The following is a 21,489-nucleotide window of genomic DNA, read 5'->3' on the forward strand; positions in this document are numbered from 1 at the left end:
GGTTTTACTGACAGAAAAAAGACTTTTAACCCGACCAGGAGGCTAATGCCATGATTTCTGAAGTTTTTGCTTTTGCAGGTTCTCCCACCGGGGCGGACGGAGCCAACCCCTACCAGCCGATCATCATGCTGGTGCTCATGTTCGCCATCTTTTATTTTCTGCTTATTCGACCCCAGCAGAAAAAGGCCAAGCAACACCGGGAGCTGATCGAGTCCCTGAAAACCGGTGACAACGTTGTCACCGCGGGTGGCATTCACGGCAAGGTGACGGCCGTCCAGGAGGATGTCCTCACGCTGGAGGTGGCCACCGGAGTGAAGATCAAGGTTTCGCGCAGTTCCATCGCCGGACTGGCCAAGGAGCAGTAGTTTCCGCCGATCCGATCAATCGCTGTCAGTCCTCGCCCCACGGGGCGGGAGTGTGCCTGAAAGGAGTTTACGACTGCCATGTCCAAGAGCATCAAGGTTCGAGGGGGGCTGGTCCTTTTCTGTATTCTGCTCTCGCTGATATCGCTGGCACCCACCTTTTTTAAGGATCGATTGCCCCAATGGTGGCAAAAGGCATTTGATCCAATACAGCTCGGCCTCGACCTTCAGGGCGGAATGCATCTGGTTCTCGGGGTCGACGTCGACAAGGCGGTGGAGAGCCAGCTGGACACCATCGCGGATGAAATCGAAGCGTTGCTGAGAGAGAAGGATATCGTCTTCAGGAGGGTTGAGCAGAAATCGGCGGCTTCCCTGGCCATTACCGTTTACGACGAGCAGAGCGGGACCAGGGTGGATGCCCTGATGGACGAGAATTTTCCCAGTCTCGAGCCGTTGACCCTGTCGACACAGGGTGGCTACATCGAAAAAAATTATCGTTTGAGCGACAACGAAGTCCATCGGATCAAGGAGTACGCCGTTCGCCAGGCACTGGAAACGATGCGCAACCGGGTCGACCAGTTCGGGGTCAGTGAACCGACCCTGCAACGGCAGGCCGGCAATCGTATCCTCATTCAGCTGCCGGGGGTCAAGGATCCCGAGCGCGCCATCGCCCTGCTCGGCAAAACCGCCCGCCTTGAATTCATGCTGGTGGCGGATGACGTCGATCCGCAGCAGGCCCTTCGCGGCCAACTGCCGCCCGGGACCAAACTGCTCTATGAGCGGCATGTCGATCCGCGGACCGGCAGGGCTACGGAAACCCCGATCGTTGTCAGGGACAAGACCGTCCTGACCGGCGATCTGCTTTCCGACGCCCGCATGAGCATCAATCCCCAGTTCAACGAACCCTACGTGGCCCTCGATTTCAACGCCGTCGGTGCCCGGCGCTTCGACCAGATCACGGGCGGCAATACCGGTCGGCGACTGGCCATCGTTCTGGACGACACGGTCTATTCCGCTCCCGTTATTCGGGAACGGATCTCCGGCGGCAGCGCCCAGATCAGCGGGTCCTTCACCGAACAGGAGGCAACCGACCTGGCCATCGTCCTGCGGGCCGGCTCCCTGCCGGCGCCGGTGAAGATCATGGAAGACCGTACGGTCGGTCCCTCCCTGGGTTTCGATTCGATCAGGAAGGGGATTGTTTCGGTGGTCATCGGCGGTATCGCGCTGGTGTTGGCCATGGGCATCTATTATCGCTGGTCCGGAATCGTCGCCAACTTCGCCCTGGTGCTGAACCTGCTGTTCATCCTGGCCCTGCTGAGTCTGTTCAAGGCGACTCTGACCCTGCCCGGGATCGGCGGCATCGTTCTGACCCTGGGGATGGCGGTGGATGCCAACGTGCTCATTTTTGAAAGGATCCGGGAAGAGCTGCGTATCGGCAAGACCGCCCGGGCAGCTCTCGATGCCGGGTTCGCCAAGGCTTTCTGGACCATCATCGACGCCAACGTCACGACTCTGATCGCTGCCCTGGTGCTGTTCCAGTTCGGTACCGGTCCGGTCAAGGGCTTTGCCGTCACGCTCTCCATTGGCATCGTTGCTTCGCTGTTTACCGCGATTTTCGTCTCGCGGGTTGTCTTCGATTTCTTCCTGACCCGATTTGAGGTCAAACGGCTCAGCGTCTAGGGAGGACGGAATGCAAATTATCAATCCTGACATCAATCTCGATTTCGTCGGCAAACGCCGCATTGCCGTCATCTTTTCCCTGATACTGATCCTGGTCGGTCTCGTCTCGCTGGTGAGCAAGGGCGGACCCAACTACGGCATCGATTTCGCCGGAGGTACGGTCGTTCAGGTGATGTTTCTCGAGGAGACCAAGGCAGCGGATATCCGCAAGGCTCTGGAAGGGGTGGACCTGCGCGGCCTGACGGTGCAGAGATTCGGCGACGAGGCCAACGAATTTCTGCTGCGGGCGCAGAGTACCAGTGACCAACTGGAGGGTATGGCACGGCAGATCAACAGTCTCCTGACCCAGGCCTACGGCGAAGGGAAGGTGGAGATCCGCCGGGTCGAAATGGTCGGGCCGCAGGTCGGCAAGGATCTGCGCAAGAAGGGGCTCATGGCCATTGTCTACGCCATGGTCGGCATCCTGATCTACGTCACCTGGCGATTCGAATTCCGCTTTGCGGTCGGTGCCATTCTTGCCCTGGTGCACGACGTTATGATCACCCTCGGGGCTTTTTCCCTGTTCAACAAGGAGATCGACCTCCCCATCATTGCGGCATTTCTCGCCATCATCGGTTATTCTCTGAACGACACCATCATCGTCTATGATCGCATCAGGGAAAACATGGGGAAACATGCCAAAGACGGATTTGCCGACATTATCAACCGCAGTATAAATGAGACCCTCAGCCGCACCTTCCTGACCTCGGGTACGACCCTGCTGGTGGTGCTGGCACTCTTCCTGTTCGGCGGTGGCGTCATTCACAACTTCGCCTTCGCCCTGCTGGTCGGGATCATCGTCGGAACCTACTCCTCAATTTTCGTGGCCAGCCCCCTGCTGCTCTTCTGGGAAAATTACAGGGCCCAAAGGAAGACCCGTACCGCCTGATCTGGACGGTCCGGCAAATCGATCCTTCATATCAGCGGGCCGGAATCCTGTCGTTCCGGCCCGCTTTTTCATTGGGGCAACCTTGTGCCGGCGGGCAGCCATGGGTGCAGGAAGGAGGGAAAAAAAGATGAACCTGAAAAAGGTGACAGGCTTCCGCTGGGAACCCCGTGGTGAGCCGGCTGTCGCCCTGGTCGGAGCTCTGGCGAAATCCCTCGGCCTGTCGCCGCTGACAGCGACCGTGCTCGGCCAGCGTGGGGTTCGTCATGAGGAGGAGGGGCGGCTGTTTCTTGAGGGGCGGCTGGATGCCATACCCGATCCTTTTCAGATGAAGGACATGACCGCGGCGGTGGATCGGCTGGCCAAGGCCATTCACAAGGGAGAGCCGATCGCCGTCCACGGCGACTACGATGTCGATGGCATAACCGGCACCGCCCTGCTGGTGGAGACCCTGCGCCGCTTCGGCGCCACGGTTGAGTTTTTCATCCCCCTGCGCCTCAAGGACGGTTACGGCCTTTCCGGGGAGGCCCTGCAGCGGGCCGCCGAAGCAGGCGCCAGGGTGGCGGTTTCCGTAGACTGCGGGGTGTCTGCTCAGCAGGAGGCGAAGCTGGCGGAAGAGCTGGGACTCGACCTCATCATCACCGATCACCACCAGGTTCCTGCCGAACTGCCGAGGGCACTGGCCGTTGTCAATCCCGGGCGGCCCGACTGTCCATTTCCGGAAAAAATACTCTCCGGAGTGGGTGTCGCCTTCATGCTTCTGATCGCCCTGCGGGCGAGGCTGCGCGAGCAGGGCTTTTTTGCGGGACGCAGGGAGCCGGATCTGCGCCGGTCCCTCGATCTGGTGGCCCTGGGTACCATTGCCGACATCGTGCCCCTCGTCGGACTGAACCGCCTTCTGGTCCGATACGGGCTGGATCTGCTCTGCCAGGGCGGCCGGCCCGGCATAGAAGCACTGAAAACTGTCACAGCTCTCGACCGGGTATCCTGCGGCGACGTGGGGTTCCGCCTCGCTCCCCGACTCAACGCCGCCGGCCGGCTTGAGGATGCTGCCCAGGGGGTGGCTTTGCTGCTGGAAACTTCTCCTGAGCGCGCCCTTGAAATGGCCCGGCAACTGGATCGGGTCAACGGTGAGCGACAGGCCATCGAACAGCAGACACTGCAGGAAGCCATCGACATGGTCGATGAAACCTGTCTTTCCGACCGGCGAACCATTGTGCTGGCCAGTGATGGCTGGCATCCCGGAGTGATCGGTATCGTTGCCAGCCGCCTGGTGGAGCGGTACCACCGCCCCGCGGTTCTGGTCGCGCTGGAAAACGGCCTGGGCAAGGGATCCGCCCGATCCATAAAGGGGTTTCATCTTTATCGTGCGATGGAATCCTGCCGCTCGCTTCTCGAAGGTTTTGGCGGTCACGAATTCGCCGCCGGCCTGACCATACGCGACAGCAGCATTGAGGATTTTCGTGCGGCTTTTGAAGCCCTGGGTCGGGAGACGCTGAACGAGGAACAGCTGGAACCCAGGCTCTTTTTCGACGGAGAAGTCCAGCTGGAGGAGCTGAATTTCGAGCCGGTCGACGAATTGCGCCGCCTGGCACCCTTCGGTGCAGGCAATCCTCAGCCTGTCTTCGTGGCCCGCGGCGTTCTCGTGCAACGGCCGCAGGTCGTCGGCAATGGCCATATCCGATTCATCGCCCTGCAGGGGGGCTACAGCTGCCCCTGTATCGGCTTTGGCTTGGGCGAGCGGGTGTCGGCTCTGAACGGGCGCCTTGACCTGCTCTTTGCCCCTCAGATCAACGAATGGCAGGGGAGACGCACGGTCCAGTTGCTGGTCAAGGATTTTCGCTCGGCCGAATGAAAAACAGAATTCAGATCCCACCAAAATCGGTGGCGGTGGGCGGTCGTTGTCGTTGTCGTAATCGTAGTCGTAATCGTAATTTCTGACTGGAATCCGATTACGACAACGATTACGACAACCGTTTCGCTTCGCTTTACTGACAACGAGAAAATCCTTATCGACCTCGATCCCAACCCCGACCCCAATTTCGAGAACGAGAACGAAAAATTTTAATCCTTCCGCCCGGGCTGTTTTGCGTTATGGTTATTTGGATACCGAATCCAACCATTCCGCAAAAGGAGGCTTGCCATGGCCCTGGTTCACTCCGTCGATCTGCCTCTCGGCAGCACCATGCCCGAATTCACCCTGCAGGATCCCGATGGCAAAATCTACCGCAGTCGCGATCTGTTCGGGTCAAAAGGGCTGCTGGTTCTTTTCACCTGCAACCACTGTCCTTACGCCAATGCCCAATGGCCGAGATTCGTTCGCCTGGCCGAGGAGTTTGCCCCTCGGGGAATCAACACGGTGGCCATTAACGCCAACATCCATCCCGATTACCCGGATGATGCTCCGTTCAGGATGAAGGACAAGGTTGCAGAACTGGCCATCTCTTTTCCCTACCTAGTGGATGAAACCCAGCAGGTGGCAACGGCCTTCAAGGCCCAATGCACGCCCGACCCCTATCTTTTCGATGCCGAAGGAAATCTGGCCTATCACGGCCGCCTCGATGACAACTGGCAGGACGAGAGTGCGGTCACACGGCAGGAACTGCGGGAAGCCATGGGGGCTTTGGCAGAGGGAGGTTCGTTCATGCAGAACCAGAAACCATCCATGGGGTGTTCAATCAAGTGGCGGAATTCGTAGATCGAATAAGTTGAAAAAGGCAGGGCACTATTTCGACTAATTTAGTTTGGAATGGGGTTGGTTTCAGGGCTGGAAATAAGTTAATGTAGACCGTGAAGGAGGGGGCATGGCGCTAATTGAAAAGAAAAGCATCATCCAAGGGGCTGCAGGATCAGTATCCGATCAAAAGAAAAAAGAAGCGGACAGCGCACAGGATGGGGACGAAAAGCAGGATGAGCCCTGCTTTGTTGTCGGCATCGGTGCTTCCGCCGGAGGTCTCGATCCCCTGGAAAAATTCTTTTCCGCCCTGCCGCAGGACATTCGCCTGGCTTTGGTGGTGGCCATGCCTCTTCCCCCAGAAGGCCCTCCCCTGCTCGCTGACATTGTCCGCCATTACACCTCCATGGACGTGTTTACCGCAGAGGATCTGGCGCCCCTTCTTCCGAACACCGTCCACATTATACCGCCCGACCTTCACCTGAAACTTAAAGAAGGCAGGCTTCGGGTAAACCGACCTTCCAAAATTTCGGCCGCCGGACACCTTCCCATCGACCATCTCTTTTCCATTCTGGCCGAAGAATTCGGCAGCAGGACAATAGGAGTTGTTCTGTCCGGTTTCGGCAATGACGGTGTCAAGGGGGTGAAATCGATCAGGGAGAGGGGGGGGATCGTCCTGGTTCAGGACCCTGAAACCGCCGTCAACCCCGTCATGCCGCAAAACGTAATCGCCACCCGTTTTGTCGACAAGGTTCTGCCGGTGGAGGAGATTGCGCGCAAAATCGGGGAGATTGCCGACAATCAGGCCGACTTCACCTTGCCGTGCCGAGCGGAGGCCCAGGAACAGGACCTTCGGGAAGTCTTTACGTCGGTCAGGCTGCAGACCGGACACGATTTCGCTCCCTACAAGCGGAGTACCGTCCTGCGCAGGCTGGATCGGCGCATGAGGGTGCATGGGTGCCAGGAGCTCGAAAAATATTGTGATCTGCTCAAGCAGGACGCTGAAGAGGCCCGTGCCCTGGCCAGGGAAATGCTCATCGGGGTCACCCGGTTTTTCCGGGACCCTGATGCTTTCGAAGTATTGGAAAAGGATGTGATTCCTCTCCTTTTCGCGGACCGGGACCCTGCTGATCCGGTGAGGGTCTGGCACCCCTGCTGTTCCACGGGTGAAGAAGCCTATTCCGTCGCCATCCTGATGCGGGAGCATCTGCAGCAAAAAGGTCTCGCCAACCGGGTCCAGATCTTCGCCACCGACATCGACGAGGAGGCCGTAGCCCAGGGGCGGAGCGGACTTTATCACGAAAATATCGGGCCTGATGTGGGTCCCGGGCGGCTCGAGACATTCTTCATCAATCAGGGCGGCCGCCTCAAGGTTGTCAAAGACCTGCGTGACAACATTCTGTTCGCCCCCCAAAGTCTCATCAAGGACCCGCCCTTTTCCAGACTTGATCTGCTGGTCTGTCGAAACTTCCTCATCTACCTGAATGCCGACATGCAGAAGGATCTGATCGCTTTGTTTCATCTCGCGCTGAAACCGGGCGGATTTCTTTTTCTGGGAGCTTCGGAATCTGTGGGACCCAACTCGGAATTTTTCACGCCGCTGAACAAGAAATGGAAAATTTATCAGCGGAAAGAGATCGCCCCAAGGCAGAATGCAGGCCTCTTCCCCTTCTGGGCGCCGGGACTGAAATCCCCGCTCGGCACCGGGCGCCGGCAACCTGCCGAGGTCCCCGCTCCCTCCCCTGCAGCCCTTGCCGAAAAGATTCTTCTGGACCGGTATTCCCCCCCCTGCGTGGTCATCAACGGGAAGTACGAGGTGCTGCACATCACCTCCCCGAGCCGTCGCTATCTCGAGGTCCCGGTGGGAAAGCCGACCCGGGATATTTTGAAGATGGCCCGGGAGGAACTCAGGCCTGCTTTGCGGGCAGGCATCTACAAGGCGTTTGCGGAAGGGACCAAAGTCGATTTTCGTGGAGTGAGACTCGCCGAAGAAGGGGGGGAGGCCGGGGTGAATATCATCGTCGAGCCGCTGCCCCCGCACCCGGTCGAAGGGAAACTGGCGCTGGTCGTCCTGGAACCCGCACCCGGCCCGGTGGCTGCCCCTTCTCCTGCCGCCGATGCCGACTTTTCCCGGGAATCGCTCATTCTTCAGCTGGAAGAGCAGTTGCGAATCACCGATGAGCAGCTTCAGGTTACCAGGGTGCAGCTCGAGTCTTCCAACGACGGCTTTCTGGAGACCAACAACGAGTTGCTTTCGATCAATGAGGAATTTCAGTCGGCCAACGAGGAACTGCAATCGACCAACGAGGAGCTGGAGGCTTCCAAGGAGGAGCTTCAGGCCCTGAACGAGGAGATGGTCACGGTCAATGCCGAGCTCCATGCAAAAGTGGAAGAGCTCGATCAGATGAACAGCGACATGGAAAATCTTTTCACCAGCTCCGGAATCGCGACCATCTTCCTCGACCGTGATCTGCTCATAAAAAGGTTTTCTCCTGCCATGGCAGGGCTGCTCAATCTGATTCCCGCCGACATCGGCCGCCCCTTCCGGCATATGGGCGGGGATATCGACTGGAGCCTTCTGCAGGATGACGCCCGGAAAGTACTGGAGACTCTCGTTCCGACGGAAAGGGAGGTGACGACGCGGGGAAACCTGCGCCATTTCCTGATGAGGGTACTGCCCTACCGAACCTCCGAGGGAGCCCTGGACGGCATCGTCTTCACCCTGGTGGATATCACGGATCGGAAATGCGTTGAGGAGAAGGTCCGTAGCGTCGCCCTGTTCCCGGAGGAAAACCCCTTTCCCGTCATGAGGGTGTCTAAAAACGGGATTCTGCGCTACGCCAATCGATCCGCTTCCGAACTGCTGACATGGTGGCGGTGTGGGCCGGGGGATCCCGTTCCCGACTTCGTGCAGGTTGAACTGGTGGCGGCTATTGAAAACAACAGTCGACGAGAAATCGAAATCGAATCCGGAACGAAAATCTTTTCTTTTTCGCTGGTGCCGATTCAGGAGAAAGGCTATGTCAACCTCTATGCCAGCGATGTCACCAAACGCAAGCGGGCCGAGGCGGAGTTGCGTTCCAGCGAGGAGCGGCTGCGCCTGTTCATTCGACATGCACCTGTCGCCCTGGCCATGTTCGATCGGGAGATGCGATATCTTGCCGCCAGCCGCCGTTGGCGACAGGACTACAATCTGGGAACCCTGAACCTTGTCGGGGTTTCCCATTACGAGGTGTTTCCGGATATCGGTGAGGACTGGAAGGAAGCCCACCGGAGAGGGCTGGCCGGCGAGGTGGTTCAGTGCAAGGCGGATCTGTTCCGCACCGTCGAAGGTTCCTGCCAGTGGATCCGGTGGGAGGTTCGACCTTGGACCGATACCAACGGTGCGATCGGCGGCATCGTCATTTTCACCGAGGACATTACGGAGCGCCGCCAGGCCGAAAAGGCCCTTGCGGAGAGCGAGGCCCGTTACCGGGAACTGGTGCAGAACGCCAATAGCGCCATCCTCCGCTGGCGGTCAGACGGAACCCTTACCTTCTTCAATGAGTATGCCCAGCAGTTGTTTGGCTGGAGTGCAGAAGAGGCGCTCGGGCGGCCGGTCGGCATCATTGTTCCCGATGAGGAAACCACGGGAGCCGATCTGAAGGGACTGGTGCAGGATATCGTGGCCCATCCCGAGCGGTACCGGGAAAACATCAACCAGAATGTCTGTCGGGACGGAAGGCGTGTCTGGATGAGCTGGACCAACCGGGCCATCCGCGCAGAGGACGGAGAGGTTCAGGAAATACTCGCCATCGGCAGCGATATCACACAGCGAAAGCAGGCTGAGGACGCTCTGCGGGAGAGGGAGGAGCAGTTCCGGGTCGCCTTCGAACAGTCGAGTGTGGCAATGGTGCAGGTCGACCCCTCTAGCGGCCGATACCTGAAAGTCAACGAGGCATTCTGCCGTTTCCTGGGATATTCGGAAGAGGAGTTGCTGCAGAAGACCTTCGGCGATGTGACGCATGCTGGACACTGTGAAGAATCATCCACCAAGCACAGGGCCCTGGTGCGCGGGGAGATCGACAGCTTCCAGACCGAAAAGCTCTATCTGCGTCGTGATGGCACCACAGTCTGGGGTCATCTGACGGTGAATCTGGTGAACGATTCCCAGGGCAATCCCCTCTGCGCACTCGCCGTCATACAGGATATCGATGCCCGCAGAAAGGCCGAAGAGGACCTTCGCCACAGCCAGAGGCTTCTTGCCGAGGCCGAGTCGCTGTCCCACACCGGGGCCTGGGAATGGAACGTCATCGACGACCGCTGGACCTTTTCCGACGAGTGGCTGACCATCCACGGGTGCCTGAATCCCCTTATTGCCGTCGAAGCATTGCTGGCCATCGCTCATCCTGAGGACAGAGCCGCCGTGGCCCGGGCCTTTGAAGAGACTTTGAAGGGGCTCGCTCCTTACGACCTGGTTCATCGGATCGTGCGCCAGAATGACGGGTTTGTCCGTACCGTCCATGCCAGTGGACGGTTCGTTCAGGACAGCTCGGGCAAGGTGGTCAAGGTCTACGGCTTCGCCCAGGACATCACCGAGCGCAGGCAGGCAGAGGAGGCGTTGAAGGAGAGCGAACAGCGCTATCGAAGTTTTTTCCAGAACAACCATGCGGTCATGCTGCTCATCGATCCCGAAAGCGGGGCGATCGTCAGTGCTAATCCCGCCGCATGCGACTTCTACGGCCATTCTCTGAAGAAGATCATCTGCATGAATATCGCCGAGATCAACGCTGAAGCCAAAGACCAGGTCCAAGGAAAAATGCAGATGGCAAAAACCGCCCTGCGCCGTCACTTTATCTTCAAACACCGGCTGGCGGATGGACAGATCCGGGACGTGGAGGTGTTCAGCGGACCCATCCCCCTGGAAGGGCGGGAATTGCTCTATTCCATTGTGCACGACATCACCGATCGTAAACAGGCGGAAGAGTCGCTTCAGAGGAATTATCAGCTGCTCGACCTGCTGGAAACCACTGCCAGCAGGCTTCTCACGACCGATGAGCCTCAGGAGATCGTCGAAGCCCTGTGCCGGAAGGTCATGACGTTTCTGGACTGCCAGACTTTCTTCAATTTCCTTGTCGATGAGGTCAGCGACCGTATGTATCTCAATGCCTATGCCGGCATTCCGGCGGAAGAGGCAAAAAAAATCGAGTTTCTGGATTATGGCGTTGCCGTGTGCGGCTGTGCCGCCCGGGATGCCTGCCGGATCGTCGCCGAGGATATTCCCAATACGCCCGATCCCCGCACCGATCTGGTTCACTCCTTTGGCATTCAGGCCTACGCCTGTCACCCGCTGATGGCGCAGGGGCGGGTGCTGGGTACGCTGTCCTTCGGCACCCGCACCCGAAGCCGATTCACAGAGGAGGAACTTGCCTTGATGAAGGCAGTGGCCGACCAGGTCGCCATCGCCATGGAACGCAAGCGGGCCCGGGAAGAGCTGCAGGCCGCCCATGCCGACCTGGAGACCAAGGTGAGGGAGCGAACCGCGCAGCTGCGGGAAAAGGATCAGTTGCTCCTGCAGCAAAACCGTCAGGCGGCCATGGGGGAGATGATCAACAATATTGCCCATCAGTGGCGCCAGCCTCTCAACGGCCTGGGGCTGATCGTTCAGGCTCTGCCCATGATGCTTGAATCGGGCGGTCTGGACCGGAAGGCCCTGGAAGACCTGGGGGACAAGGCGATGCAGATCATTCATCACATGTCCCAGACCATCGACGATTTCCGCAACTATTTCAAGCCGGAGAAGGAGAAAATGTGGTTCCCGGCCAGCATGGCGGTCCATAAGACCATCAGACTGATCGAGGAAGCCTTCCGGAATCTGAATATCATTGTTGATGTAGAGGAAACCGGAGATCCGATGATCTTCGGTTACCCCAACGAATTCGGTCAGGTGCTTCTCAATGTTCTGATCAACGCCCGGGACGCTTTCCGGGAAAGAAAAGTGAAAAATCCGAAAATTAGGGTTTGCCTCGGCACGGAAAATGATAGAACCGTGATTATCATCGCCGATAACGCCGGGGGCATTGCAGAGGACATTCTGGAGAAGGTGTTCGATCCCTACTTTACCACCAAGGGGCCGGAGCACGGCACCGGAATAGGTCTGTTCATGTCCAAAACGATTATCGAAAAAAACATGGGCGGCAGGATTTACGCCCGGAACGCCGCCGAGGGCGCAGAATTCAGAATAGAGGTTTAATAGAATGTCGCCAAACATGAAGGATAAAATAGAAGGTTGTGATCACATTTCGATCCTGTGCGTGGAGGATGAGCCGATCACCCGACAATTCCTCAGCGCGATCATCTCGATGAAATTTCCGGAGCAGAAGGTATACACGGCCGACAACGGCAGGGAAGGCCTCGAGCTTTTTATGAAAATCGGTGCGCCAATCGTGCTGACCGACATCAGCATGCCGGTCATGGACGGCATCAGCATGGCTCGCGAAATCCGCAGCTTCAACCCGGAGGCTTGTATAATAGCCCTCTCTGCCCACAACAGCTACGACTGCCTGAATGGCGACGTCGATACCCTCTTCAATTCCTACCTGAGAAAACCGGTCAGCACTCAGCTTCTTTGCGATACCATCAGCGATTGTATTACTGACGTGTGTCGCAAGGACTTCTAGGAGCCTGTCGAACCCTACTAGGAGGCTGCACATTATCGAAAATCTGCCCTCGATTTTCTGAAGGCTCCCAAGTCAGAAAGGTTCGAACCCTACTTCTATCGGGCTTGTCAATAATCAATCTGCGCTTCAGCCAAAATTCTGACAATTTTTGTGTTTTTAGTCAAAGACCTGCCTTCGTCTTGAAAACCTTCCCAATCGCAATATTCTTGAAATAACCGTTGTTGAACAGCCTGCCAAGCCCAGGTAGGGCTGGACCAAAATCGATGGCAACCTCACGGGCGGCTTTCAATGCGCCATTCGCCTCCGGTGATCGGCTCTCTTCAGTTGCAAACCGTTGGAAGGGGGAAACCCTATGAAAGCATCGACCTATAGCGGGTTTGTCACAATTTTTTCCCTTCTGCTGATTCTGGTCTTGACTCCGGTCCTTTTACCCGGTGCTGCATCTTCTTTGGCTGAGGAAAAAACGGATCCCTCCGCCGAATCCTCAGCTCGAGTCCCCTTGCTTGATGGGCTTTATGCGCCGCCTTTTTCCATTACTACCGACAGCCAGGAGGCCCGGGACTACTTTCAGCAGGGACTGGTTCTGACTTTCGGATTCGATCACAGTGATGCCGAGGCTTCCTATCTCGAAGCGGCCAGAATCGATCCCGATTGTGCCATGGCATACTGGGGCGCCTCTTTTGTTCTAGGGCCGAACATCAACGCTCCCATGAACGATGCCGATGTTCCTCAGGCCTATGCCAGACTGCAGAGTGCCCTGGCCCTGTCGAACCGGGTGACGGACAAGGAGCGCGCTCTGATAGAAGCCCTGTCGGTTCGCTACGAACCGAAGCTGGTGGCCGACCGTTCCCCCCTCGACCAGGCTTTCGCCGCAGCCATGGGGGAGGTTTATGAAAAATTCCCCGACGACCCGCATGTGGCCGTACTCTATGCCGAATCTTTGATGAACCTGCACCCCTGGAATTACTGGACTGAAGAAGGTCGGGCACAGCCCTGGACTCCCGCCATCAGGGCCATTCTGGAGGATGTCATCGAGACGCATCCCTCTCATCCCCATGGCCATCACCTCTACATTCATCTGATGGAAAATTCGCCGACCCCGGAGGCGACCATCAGGAGTGCGGACCTTATTCGCCATCTCGCACCCGCCGCAGGACACCTGGTGCACATGGCCGGTCACGGCTACTATGCCGCCGGTTTCTATCACGACTGCAGCACCGCCAACGAGGAGGCGATCAAGGCGGACAAGGTCCTGCGGGCTTCCTTCGATAGCAGAGGATTATACCGATTGGGGTACATGCCGCATAACCGGCATTTTCTCCTGGCCGCATACATGATGCAGGGACGTTCCCGGGAGTCGATCGAAGCCGCCCGGGCCCTGGCCGGGGAGGTCGACAAGGACGCCATGCGGCAGCCCGGCCTCGAGGGGCTGCAGCAGTTCTATCTGGCCCCCTACTACGCCCTGGTACGCTTCGGTCGCTGGGACGAGATCCTGGCGGAGCCCGCCCCGGACAGGGACCTCAAGTATCCGCGGGGCATGTGGCATTATGCCCGAGGCATGGCCCTTGTGCACTCGGGGAAGACCTCTTCGGCCGAGCGGGAACTGGCCACGGTACGCCTCCTGGCCTCCGATCCTGAAGTGGGCCGGGTCAAAATCCTGGGGCTGAACAACGGCGCTCAGCTACTGCAGATTGCGACGGAGGTGCTGGCCGGGGACATCGCTGCCGCCCGGGGAGATTCGGATGCAGCGCTCGCCCACTACGCACGCGGGGTGACCCTGGAAGATGGGCTGTCCTATACCGAACCGCCCGACTGGTATTATCCGGTGCGTCAATCACTTGGGGCTTTGCTGATGGATCTCGGCCGATATCAGGAAGCGGAGGCGGTTTTCCGCAGGGATCTGCTGGAGAACGCCGAGAACCCCTGGTCGCTGTTCGGCCTGGCCCGTTCTCTGGAGGCTCAGGGGAAAAAGTTGCAGGCCGAAGAGGCGGAAAAACGGTTCCGGCGGGCCTGGGCTCGGGCCGATCTGGTGCTGGAGCGGCCGGTGTTTTAAAATGGAATCGGGTAACCAAAAGTCAAAAGCCGATTTCGATCCCGATTTCGATTTCGATTTGGATTTTCGGAAATGGATTGATTTGCCGTTATTCAAAGCGGTTGAATAAGGAGATTCGACATGAAGAAAACCTACAAAGGCAGCTGCCACTGCGGCAATGTCCGCTTCGAGGCCGATATCGATCTGGACAAAGGGACTTTCAAATGCAACTGCTCGATCTGCACCAAGACGAGGAACTGGCTGTCGATGGCCAAACCGGAAGACTTCCGGCTGCTTGAAGGCGAGGGCGATCTCGCCGACTACCAGTTCGGCGCCAAAAACATCCACCACCTGTTCTGCCGGAATTGCGGGGTGCATCCCTTCGGATGGGGGATCATCCCCGATCTCGGCGGCAAGGTCTACGCGGTCAATGTCACCTGTCTGGACGACCTGGACGTCAAGGAATTGGTCAATGCGCCCGTCACCTATGTTGACGGTCGCAACGACAATTTTGCCTCGTCACCCGATGAGGTTCGTCATTTATAGCCGTCTTGGCAGCCGCATCCGGAGCATAAAAAAGCCTCCCGTTCCTTTCGATCGGGAGGCTTTTTTGCGGAAATCTGCCGGCAGGGAATTAGCCCAGCCCGGCGTCCCTGGCGAGCCGTTCCCAGGCGGGCAGGCTGCGCTGGATCTGCTCCATGTCAATGCAGTAGGCAATGCGGAAGTAGCCGGGGGCTCCGAAGCCCTGCCCCGGAACCACCAGGATGTTGTGCTTTTGAGCGAGTTGGGTGAAGGCGATATCGTCCGCGATGGGCGATTCGGGGAAGAGGTAAAACCCGCCCTTCGGCTGAACCATGCGGAAACCGAGCCCGGTCAGGCGATCGACGAGGAGGTCGCGCTTGGCGTGATAGGCCTCGATGTCGACGCTTTCGTGCTGCAGACCGGCCACCAGACGCTGCATCAGTGCGGGAGCGTTGACGAAGCCGAGGACCCGGTTGCAGAAGATCGCGCCCTCCATGAACTGCTCGACCCCTTCCATCTGCGGATTGGCGGCCAGGTAGCCGATCCGCTCTCCCGGCAGGGCCAGATCCTTGGAATGGGAGGTGACGATGACCGCGTTACGAATATGGGCGAAAATGCAAGGGACCTCGACTCCGTCGTAGGAGATGCGGGCATAGGGCTCGTCGGAAATCACCACGATGGTCCGCTGCAGTTCCCGCTCCTTGCGGTCAAGCATCTTGCCCAGAGCCTGCAGGCTTTCCGCAGAATAGATCACCCCGGTCGGATTGTTGGGCGAGTTGATGATGATCGCGCGGGTGTTGGGGTTGATGGCCCGCTCGATGGCGTCGATATCCAGCTCGAAGGTGTGCGGCACGGTGCCGACCGTCCTTGGAGCTCCGCCGTGGTTGTCGATATAGAACATGTACTCGACGAAGTACGGGGCCAGGATAATCACCTCTTCACCGGGATTGAGAACGGTTTTCAGCACCACGTTCAGGGCTCCGCCGGCGCCGCAGGTCATGACAACGTGGCGGGCGGCGACAGGGACGGGGGATTTTTCCGAAAGGACCTCTGCCACCGCCTTGCGGGTCTCCTCGTAGCCGGCGTTGCTCATGTAGCGGTGCATGCCGGGGACGGGATGGCTGGCCAGTTGCAGAAGCTGGCGATGGAGGATTTCGGGAGGCTCGACGGAAGGATTGCCGATGGTGAAGTCGAAGACGTTTTCCTCGCCGTGGATGGCCCGCAGCCGGGCGCCTTCCTCGAACATCTTGCGGATCCAGGAGGCGCGGTTGATGAAGCCGGCGATTTTGTTGGCTATGGTCATGGTTTCTCCTTTATAGCCCTGAACCAGGAATTCATGAGGGTGGACCGAAGTGTATCCGGTGGAGCAAAACCGGTCAAGGAGAAAGGTTTTCGTCTGCTCCGGCGCCAAGGTCATTGCATTTTGGGGACGGATTCGTTAGATTGAGCCGGCGATTCTTAATGCCGGACAAGGTGCGAGGAAGAAACAAATGGTGGACAACAAACTGACCGAACTGCGAAACCTGATCGACGGGATCGACGACGAGATTCTCAGTCTGCTCAATCGCCGGGCGGAAGTCGTGCTCGAGGTCGGGCGCCTGAAGGCGGGCGAAAAAAGGGAGTACTATGTCCCCGCCCGAGAGCGGGCCATCTACGAACGTCTGACGGAGGGCAACCCCGGTCCGTTCCCCAACGAGGGCGTGCGACGGGTGTTTCGGGAAATCATTTCCGCCTCCTTGTCCCTGGAGCACCCCCTGAAGGTGGCGTTTCTCGGACCTCCGGCCACTTTCACCCACCAGGCCGCCCTGCAGCAGTTCGGATTTTCCGCGCAGCTGGTGGCACAGAAGAGCATTCCCGCAGTCTTCGACGAGGTGCTGCGGGGCAGGGCCCCCTACGGCGTGGTTCCGGTGGAAAACTCCAACGAGGGGGTCGTTTCCCATACCCTCGACATGTTCATGCGCTCGGAACTGCAGATCAACGCGGAGATCATGCTCGAGATCCAGCACGATCTGCTGTCGGTGAGCGGCCGGATGGAGGATGTCCGCAAGGTCGTCTCCCATCCCCAGGCCCTGGCCCAGTGCCGGCAATGGCTGGAGGAGAACCTGCCGGACATTCCCCAGTTCGACGTGGCCAGCACCGCCCTGGCGGCCCAGATGGCCGCCGAGGACCCTTCCACGGCCGCCGTTGCAGGGGAGATCGCCTCCTCTATGTATGGACTGAAAACGATCAAGAAGAAGATCGAGGACAATCCTAACAATTACACCCGGTTCCTGGTCATCGGCCGCAACCTTCCCGCGCCGAGCGGCCGGGACAAGACCTCCATCATGTTCAGCGTCAAGGATCAGCCGGGCGTCCTCTACCGGATGCTGGCGCCCTTCAGCGAACGGAATATCAACCTGTCCAAGATCGAAAGCCGGCCGATGAAGCGCAAAGCCTGGGAATATGTCTTTTTCCTCGACATGGAAGGGCACATCGGCGAACCCCGGGTGCGGGAGGCTGTTGACGAACTGAGCCTTTGCTGCCAGGAGCTGAGGGTGCTCGGCTCCTATCCGCGTTCCCGCTGATCTGTTGTCAAATATGCAGGATAAGATCTTGATTCCCAAACTTACAGTGGTGGGCGTAGGCCTGATCGGTGGTTCTCTGGCCCTGGCGCTCAAGGCGGCCGGGCTGGTGGGCGAGGTGGTCGGCGTCGGGCGCGGGCGGGCCAATCTGGAGACGGCCGTGGAGCGGGGGGTCATCGACCGCTTCACCCATGATGTGGGCGAAGGCGTGGAGGGGGCCGATCTGGTTTTCCTGTCCACCCCGGTGCAGACCCTGGCCCGGGTGGCAGCCGAAGCCCTGCCAAGAATGAAACGGGGCGCGGTGCTGACCGATGGGGGCAGCGTCAAGCAGTATGTCATCGAACAGATCGAACCGCTTCTGCCCGCGGGGGTTCACTTCGTGCCGGGGCATCCCATCGCCGGTACCGAACGGACCGGTTCGGCGGCGGCCTTCGCCACCCTCTATCAGGGGCGGCGCTGCATCCTGACCCCCACCGAAAAAACCGACCCCGGCGCCCTCGACCTGGTCACAAAGGCCTGGCAGGGGGCCGGCAGCGAAGTGGTGATCATGGATGCGGATCGTCATGACCGGGTCCTTGCCGCCGTCAGCCACCTCCCTCACATGGTGGCCTATGCCCTGGTCAACACGGTCGCCTGCGAAAACCGTTTCGGTGAAAACATCCTGCACTATTCCGCCGGCGGCTTCAGGGACTTTACCCGCATCGCCTCCTCCGATCCTACCATGTGGCGCGATATCGCTCAGACCAATCGGGAGGCGTTGTTGGAGGTGATCAGCTATTTCGAAACCGTGCTGCAGGAACTGAAAAGCGATATCGCCGCCGGCGACGGGGAAAGTCTTTTCAATTTCTTTCTGCGTTCCAAAGAGAGCCGCGACGCCATACTCTGAACGCCGCGCGGCAGTTCTCAACATTCCGCAATCATTTACGGATGCATTCTATGACAAGGCAAACCATTGAACCGGGCTCGCCCCTCAGGGGCGAAATCACCGTCCCCGGCGACAAATCGATCTCCCACCGCTCGATCATGCTCGGCTCCCTGGCAGAGGGGACCACTGTCGTGCACGGTTTTCTTCAGGGGGAAGACAACCGGGCCACCCTGAACGCCTTCCGCGCCATGGGGGTAGCCATCGAAGAGCTGGCCGACGGCCGGCTGCGGATCGAGGGGCGGGGGCTTCGGGGCCTGCGGGAACCGGCCGATGTTATCGACTGCGGCAACTCGGGCACCACCATGCGCTTGATGCTCGGCCTGCTTTCGGGACAGTCCTTTTTCAGCGTGCTGAGCGGCGACCAGTACCTTCGCAGGCGCCCGATGAAGCGGGTGGTGCGGCCGTTGACCGCCATGGGGGCACGCATCTGGGGCCGGCAGGAGGGGGAACTGGCACCCTTGGCCATTCAGGGCGGTCCGCTGTCCGCCGCCCGCTACGACTCTCCCATCGCCAGCGCCCAGATCAAGTCGGCCCTGCTGCTGGCCGGACTCTATGCCGAAGGCGAAACCACGGTCCGCGAACCGCATCTGTCCCGCGACCACAGTGAACGGATGCTGACCTATTTCGGTGCCGACGTCCGCCCTTTCCCCGGCGGAGTGACCATCGCCGGAGGGCCCGTGCTGGAGGGAAGGGAAGTCTTTGTGCCGGGCGACATCTCCTCGGCCGCCTTCTTCCTGGTGGCGGCCCTGATCACCGCCGGCTCCGAACTGCTTATCCGCCAGGTCGGCATCAACCCCACCCGCAGCGGCGTCATCGATATCCTGCGTGAAATGGGTGGGGACATCCAATTGCAGGACGCCCGGGAACTGTCCGGTGAGCCGGTGGCCGACCTGCTGGTGCGCGGCAGTCCCCTGCGGGGCATCGAAATCGGCGGCGAACTGGTTCCCCGCGCCATCGACGAATTTCCTGTAATCAGTGTTGCCGCCTGCTTCGCCGAGGGGACCACCCTGATCCGGGATGCCCGGGAACTGCGGGTCAAGGAGACCGACCGGATCGCCGCCATGACCGAGGTCCTGACCCTGCTGGGCGGCGAGGTCGAAGCCCGGGAAGACGGCATGTCCATTACCGGAGCGCCCGCTCTGCGGGGCGGCAGCGTCTGTTCCCACGGCGATCATCGCATCGCCATGAGCGCCGCCGCGGCCGCCCTGCGAGCCGATGGCCCGGTAGTCATCGATGATACTGAGTGCACGGAAACCTCCTTCCCGGGATTCTGGGAGTTGCTTCGGTCGGTGAGGAAATGAAAGCTATAAGGAGTGAGGAGTGAGGAGTGAGGAGTGAGGAGTGAGGAGCAGGGCAAGGCTGAAGGCTATAGTTATGTCTTGGAAGATAGGAATGCTGGAGTGAATGATTTGGCTGTTGGCTTTACTCCTCACTCCTCACCCCTCACACCTCACGCAGTTAAAAGGATCTACCGTGAATAAAAAACTGATCATCGCCATCGACGGGCCGTCCGGTTCGGGGAAAAGCACTCTCAGCAAACTGCTGGCGAGGGCGTTGAATTATACCAATATCGATACCGGGGCCATGTACCGGTCCGTAGCTTTGGCCGCTTCACGAGCGGGGATTCCTCCCGAGGATGGGGCAGGCCTTGCCCTGATGTGCGATCGCTTGCGGATCGAGTTTTTGCGGAAGGATGGGGGGGAGCGGGTGATTCTGGATGGCGAGGATGTCTCCGAGGCGATCCGCACCCCGGAGGCCAGCATGCTGGCCTCCCGCTATTCGGCGGTGCCTGAGGTTCGCCGGGCCATGGTCGGTCTGCAGCGGAAGATGGGTGCCGATGGCGGAGTGGTGCTCGAAGGGCGGGATATCGGTACGGTGGTTTTCCCTGATGCCGATGTCAAATTTTTCCTTCTGGCGAGTCCCGAGGAACGGGGCCGCCGGCGCTACGAGGAATTGAAGGCAAAAGGGCTTCCGGTGGATCTCCAGAAGACGGTGGCCGAAGTTCAGGCGCGCGATGAGGCCGACTCCGTTCGGGAACACGCTCCCCTAATCCAGGCCACGGATGCCCTGGCCATCGATACCACCCGCATGAACATTGATGAAGTTCTGCAGGAAATGGTTCGGGTGATTCGGGAGCGGGAGACCAGATAGCAACCTGTATCGGTGTCTATTGATGTTCGTTGTCGTGAAGCGTTAGCGAAACGGTTGTCGTAATCGTAATCGGATTTGCAACGATAAACCGAATTGCCCGACCAATTGTAGCTTTCACTCCATTCGAAAGGTGCTTTCCGGTGAAAATCATACTGGCCGCCAGTGCCGGGTTCTGCTTCGGAGTCAAACGGGCTACCCAGCTGGCCTTCGAGGCTGCGGAGAAGAATGCGAGCATCTGCTCCCTGGGCCCTATCATCCATTCGCCCCAGGTGGTCAAGGCCCTCGAAGACAAGGGGGTGAAGGTTGTGAACAGGGTCGAAGACATCGGGGAGGGGGAGGTCATCATCCGCTCCCATGGCATCACCGCCGAGGAGCTCGACCATATCCACAGCCGCAATCTGAGCATCGTCGACGCGACCTGTCCCTTTGTAAAAAAGGCTCAGGACTACGCCACCAAGTTGTGCGCAGAAGGCTATTCGGTGGTGCTGGTCGGGGAAAGGGATCACCCGGAGGTGCAGGGCATCATCAGTTATACCCGGGGGGGTGAGGTTTTCGTCGTCGCTGACTGGCATGAGGCAGGGAGGCTGCCGAACCGGAGCAAAATCGGCATCGTCGCCCAGACGACCCAGTCCTTCAAAAATCTTCGACAGGTGACCGACGTCTGCCTGGAAAAGTGCAAGGAGGTCCGGGTCTTCAACACCATATGCGATGCGACCTCGGTGCGCCAGGATGAAGCCCGGAAAATCGCCAGGGAGTCCCAGTTGATGCTGGTGGTCGGCGGCTTCAACAGCGCCAACACAACCCGGCTTGCGCAGATCTGCAAGGACATTCAGGCCCGCACCTATCACGTCGAAACCGCCGACCAGATCCGGGGCGAATGGTTCGCCGGTGTGGAGATCACAGGTATAACCGCAGGGGCTTCCACCCCCAGGTGGATCATCGACGAGGTGGTCGAAAGGGTCAGAGGGATCGCCGGCGAAAAAAAATAATTGTTTGTT

General features: G+C 59.1%; 15 protein-coding genes. 14 read left to right on the forward strand and 1 reads right to left on the reverse strand.

Annotated elements, in window-relative coordinates; translation table 11 throughout:
- The first annotated feature begins 50 nt into the window (after positions 1-50).
- From yajC to R2940_12095, 9 genes are all read left to right on the forward strand, one after another.
- The gene (yajC, locus tag R2940_12055; GenBank protein ID MEZ4600512.1) at positions 51-365 is read left to right on the forward strand and encodes a preprotein translocase subunit YajC; all 315 of its coding nucleotides are present in this window, start codon (positions 51-53) and stop codon (positions 363-365) included.
- A gap of 78 nt (positions 366-443) precedes the next feature.
- Complete coding sequence (secD, locus tag R2940_12060) at positions 444-2,042, forward strand: protein translocase subunit SecD (protein ID MEZ4600513.1); 1,599 nt, start codon at positions 444-446, stop codon at positions 2,040-2,042.
- Positions 2,043-2,052: 10 nt separating this feature from the next.
- A complete protein-coding gene (gene secF, locus R2940_12065) occupies positions 2,053-2,970 on the forward strand; it encodes a protein translocase subunit SecF (GenBank protein ID MEZ4600514.1) in 918 nt (305 codons plus the stop codon).
- Positions 2,971-3,097: 127 nt separating this feature from the next.
- Positions 3,098-4,822, forward strand: coding sequence for a single-stranded-DNA-specific exonuclease RecJ (gene recJ, locus R2940_12070; protein MEZ4600515.1), 1,725 nt, complete (start codon positions 3,098-3,100; stop codon positions 4,820-4,822).
- 288 nt (positions 4,823-5,110) lie between these two features.
- Entirely contained in the window at positions 5,111-5,665 is a 555-nt protein-coding gene (locus R2940_12075) for a thioredoxin family protein (GenBank protein ID MEZ4600516.1), read from the forward strand.
- A gap of 106 nt (positions 5,666-5,771) precedes the next feature.
- Complete coding sequence (locus R2940_12080; protein MEZ4600517.1) at positions 5,772-11,873, forward strand: PAS domain S-box protein; 6,102 nt, start codon at positions 5,772-5,774, stop codon at positions 11,871-11,873.
- A 16-nt stretch (positions 11,874-11,889) separates the two neighbouring features.
- On the forward strand, positions 11,890-12,300 hold the full coding sequence (locus tag R2940_12085) for a response regulator (GenBank protein ID MEZ4600518.1): 411 nt from the start codon (positions 11,890-11,892) through the stop codon (positions 12,298-12,300).
- 352 nt (positions 12,301-12,652) lie between these two features.
- The gene (locus R2940_12090; GenBank protein MEZ4600519.1) at positions 12,653-14,353 is read left to right on the forward strand and encodes a hypothetical protein; all 1,701 of its coding nucleotides are present in this window, start codon (positions 12,653-12,655) and stop codon (positions 14,351-14,353) included.
- 120 nt (positions 14,354-14,473) lie between these two features.
- Positions 14,474-14,878: a GFA family protein gene (locus R2940_12095; GenBank protein ID MEZ4600520.1), complete on the forward strand. Its 405-nt coding sequence runs from the start codon at positions 14,474-14,476 to the stop codon at positions 14,876-14,878.
- Between the two features lie 88 nt (positions 14,879-14,966).
- On the opposite strand, the gene R2940_12100 is transcribed toward R2940_12095, so the two are convergent.
- The gene (locus R2940_12100) at positions 14,967-16,157 is read right to left on the reverse strand and encodes a pyridoxal phosphate-dependent aminotransferase (protein MEZ4600521.1); all 1,191 of its coding nucleotides are present in this window, start codon (positions 16,155-16,157) and stop codon (positions 14,967-14,969) included.
- Between the two features lie 187 nt (positions 16,158-16,344).
- Between R2940_12100 and pheA the strand changes: the two genes are divergently transcribed.
- The 5 genes from pheA (at position 16,345) to R2940_12125 (ending at position 21,480) form a co-directional block, all read left to right on the forward strand.
- Positions 16,345-17,418: a prephenate dehydratase gene (pheA, locus tag R2940_12105; GenBank protein ID MEZ4600522.1), complete on the forward strand. Its 1,074-nt coding sequence runs from the start codon at positions 16,345-16,347 to the stop codon at positions 17,416-17,418.
- A 28-nt stretch (positions 17,419-17,446) separates the two neighbouring features.
- Entirely contained in the window at positions 17,447-18,301 is an 855-nt protein-coding gene (locus R2940_12110; GenBank protein ID MEZ4600523.1) for a prephenate dehydrogenase/arogenate dehydrogenase family protein, read from the forward strand.
- A 50-nt stretch (positions 18,302-18,351) separates the two neighbouring features.
- Complete coding sequence (gene aroA, locus R2940_12115; protein ID MEZ4600524.1) at positions 18,352-19,641, forward strand: 3-phosphoshikimate 1-carboxyvinyltransferase; 1,290 nt, start codon at positions 18,352-18,354, stop codon at positions 19,639-19,641.
- A gap of 172 nt (positions 19,642-19,813) precedes the next feature.
- Positions 19,814-20,491 (forward strand): (d)CMP kinase, encoded by a 678-nt coding sequence (gene cmk, locus R2940_12120; protein MEZ4600525.1) that lies wholly within the window; start codon positions 19,814-19,816, stop codon positions 20,489-20,491.
- 140 nt (positions 20,492-20,631) lie between these two features.
- Complete coding sequence (locus R2940_12125) at positions 20,632-21,480, forward strand: 4-hydroxy-3-methylbut-2-enyl diphosphate reductase (GenBank protein ID MEZ4600526.1); 849 nt, start codon at positions 20,632-20,634, stop codon at positions 21,478-21,480.
- Positions 21,481-21,489: the final 9 nt, after the last annotated feature.

Source organism: Syntrophotaleaceae bacterium, from assembly GCA_041390365.1.
Classification (GTDB): domain Bacteria; phylum Desulfobacterota; class Desulfuromonadia; order Desulfuromonadales; family Syntrophotaleaceae; genus JAWKQB01.

Coding starts and splice junctions, on each gene's coding strand:
- recJ (MEZ4600515.1), top strand. CDS start 3,098: ATGAACCTGAAAAAGGTGACAGGCTTCCGCTGGGAACCCCGTGGTGAG.
- R2940_12085 (MEZ4600518.1), top strand. CDS start 11,890: ATGAAGGATAAAATAGAAGGTTGTGATCACATTTCGATCCTGTGCGTG.
- secD (MEZ4600513.1), top strand. CDS start 444: ATGTCCAAGAGCATCAAGGTTCGAGGGGGGCTGGTCCTTTTCTGTATT.
- R2940_12080 (MEZ4600517.1), top strand. CDS start 5,772: ATGGCGCTAATTGAAAAGAAAAGCATCATCCAAGGGGCTGCAGGATCA.
- R2940_12090 (MEZ4600519.1), top strand. CDS start 12,653: ATGAAAGCATCGACCTATAGCGGGTTTGTCACAATTTTTTCCCTTCTG.
- secF (MEZ4600514.1), top strand. CDS start 2,053: ATGCAAATTATCAATCCTGACATCAATCTCGATTTCGTCGGCAAACGC.
- R2940_12095 (MEZ4600520.1), top strand. CDS start 14,474: ATGAAGAAAACCTACAAAGGCAGCTGCCACTGCGGCAATGTCCGCTTC.
- aroA (MEZ4600524.1), top strand. CDS start 18,352: ATGACAAGGCAAACCATTGAACCGGGCTCGCCCCTCAGGGGCGAAATC.
- yajC (MEZ4600512.1), top strand. CDS start 51: ATGATTTCTGAAGTTTTTGCTTTTGCAGGTTCTCCCACCGGGGCGGAC.
- R2940_12100 (MEZ4600521.1), bottom strand. CDS start 16,157: ATGACCATAGCCAACAAAATCGCCGGCTTCATCAACCGCGCCTCCTGG.
- R2940_12075 (MEZ4600516.1), top strand. CDS start 5,111: ATGGCCCTGGTTCACTCCGTCGATCTGCCTCTCGGCAGCACCATGCCC.
- pheA (MEZ4600522.1), top strand. CDS start 16,345: ATGGTGGACAACAAACTGACCGAACTGCGAAACCTGATCGACGGGATC.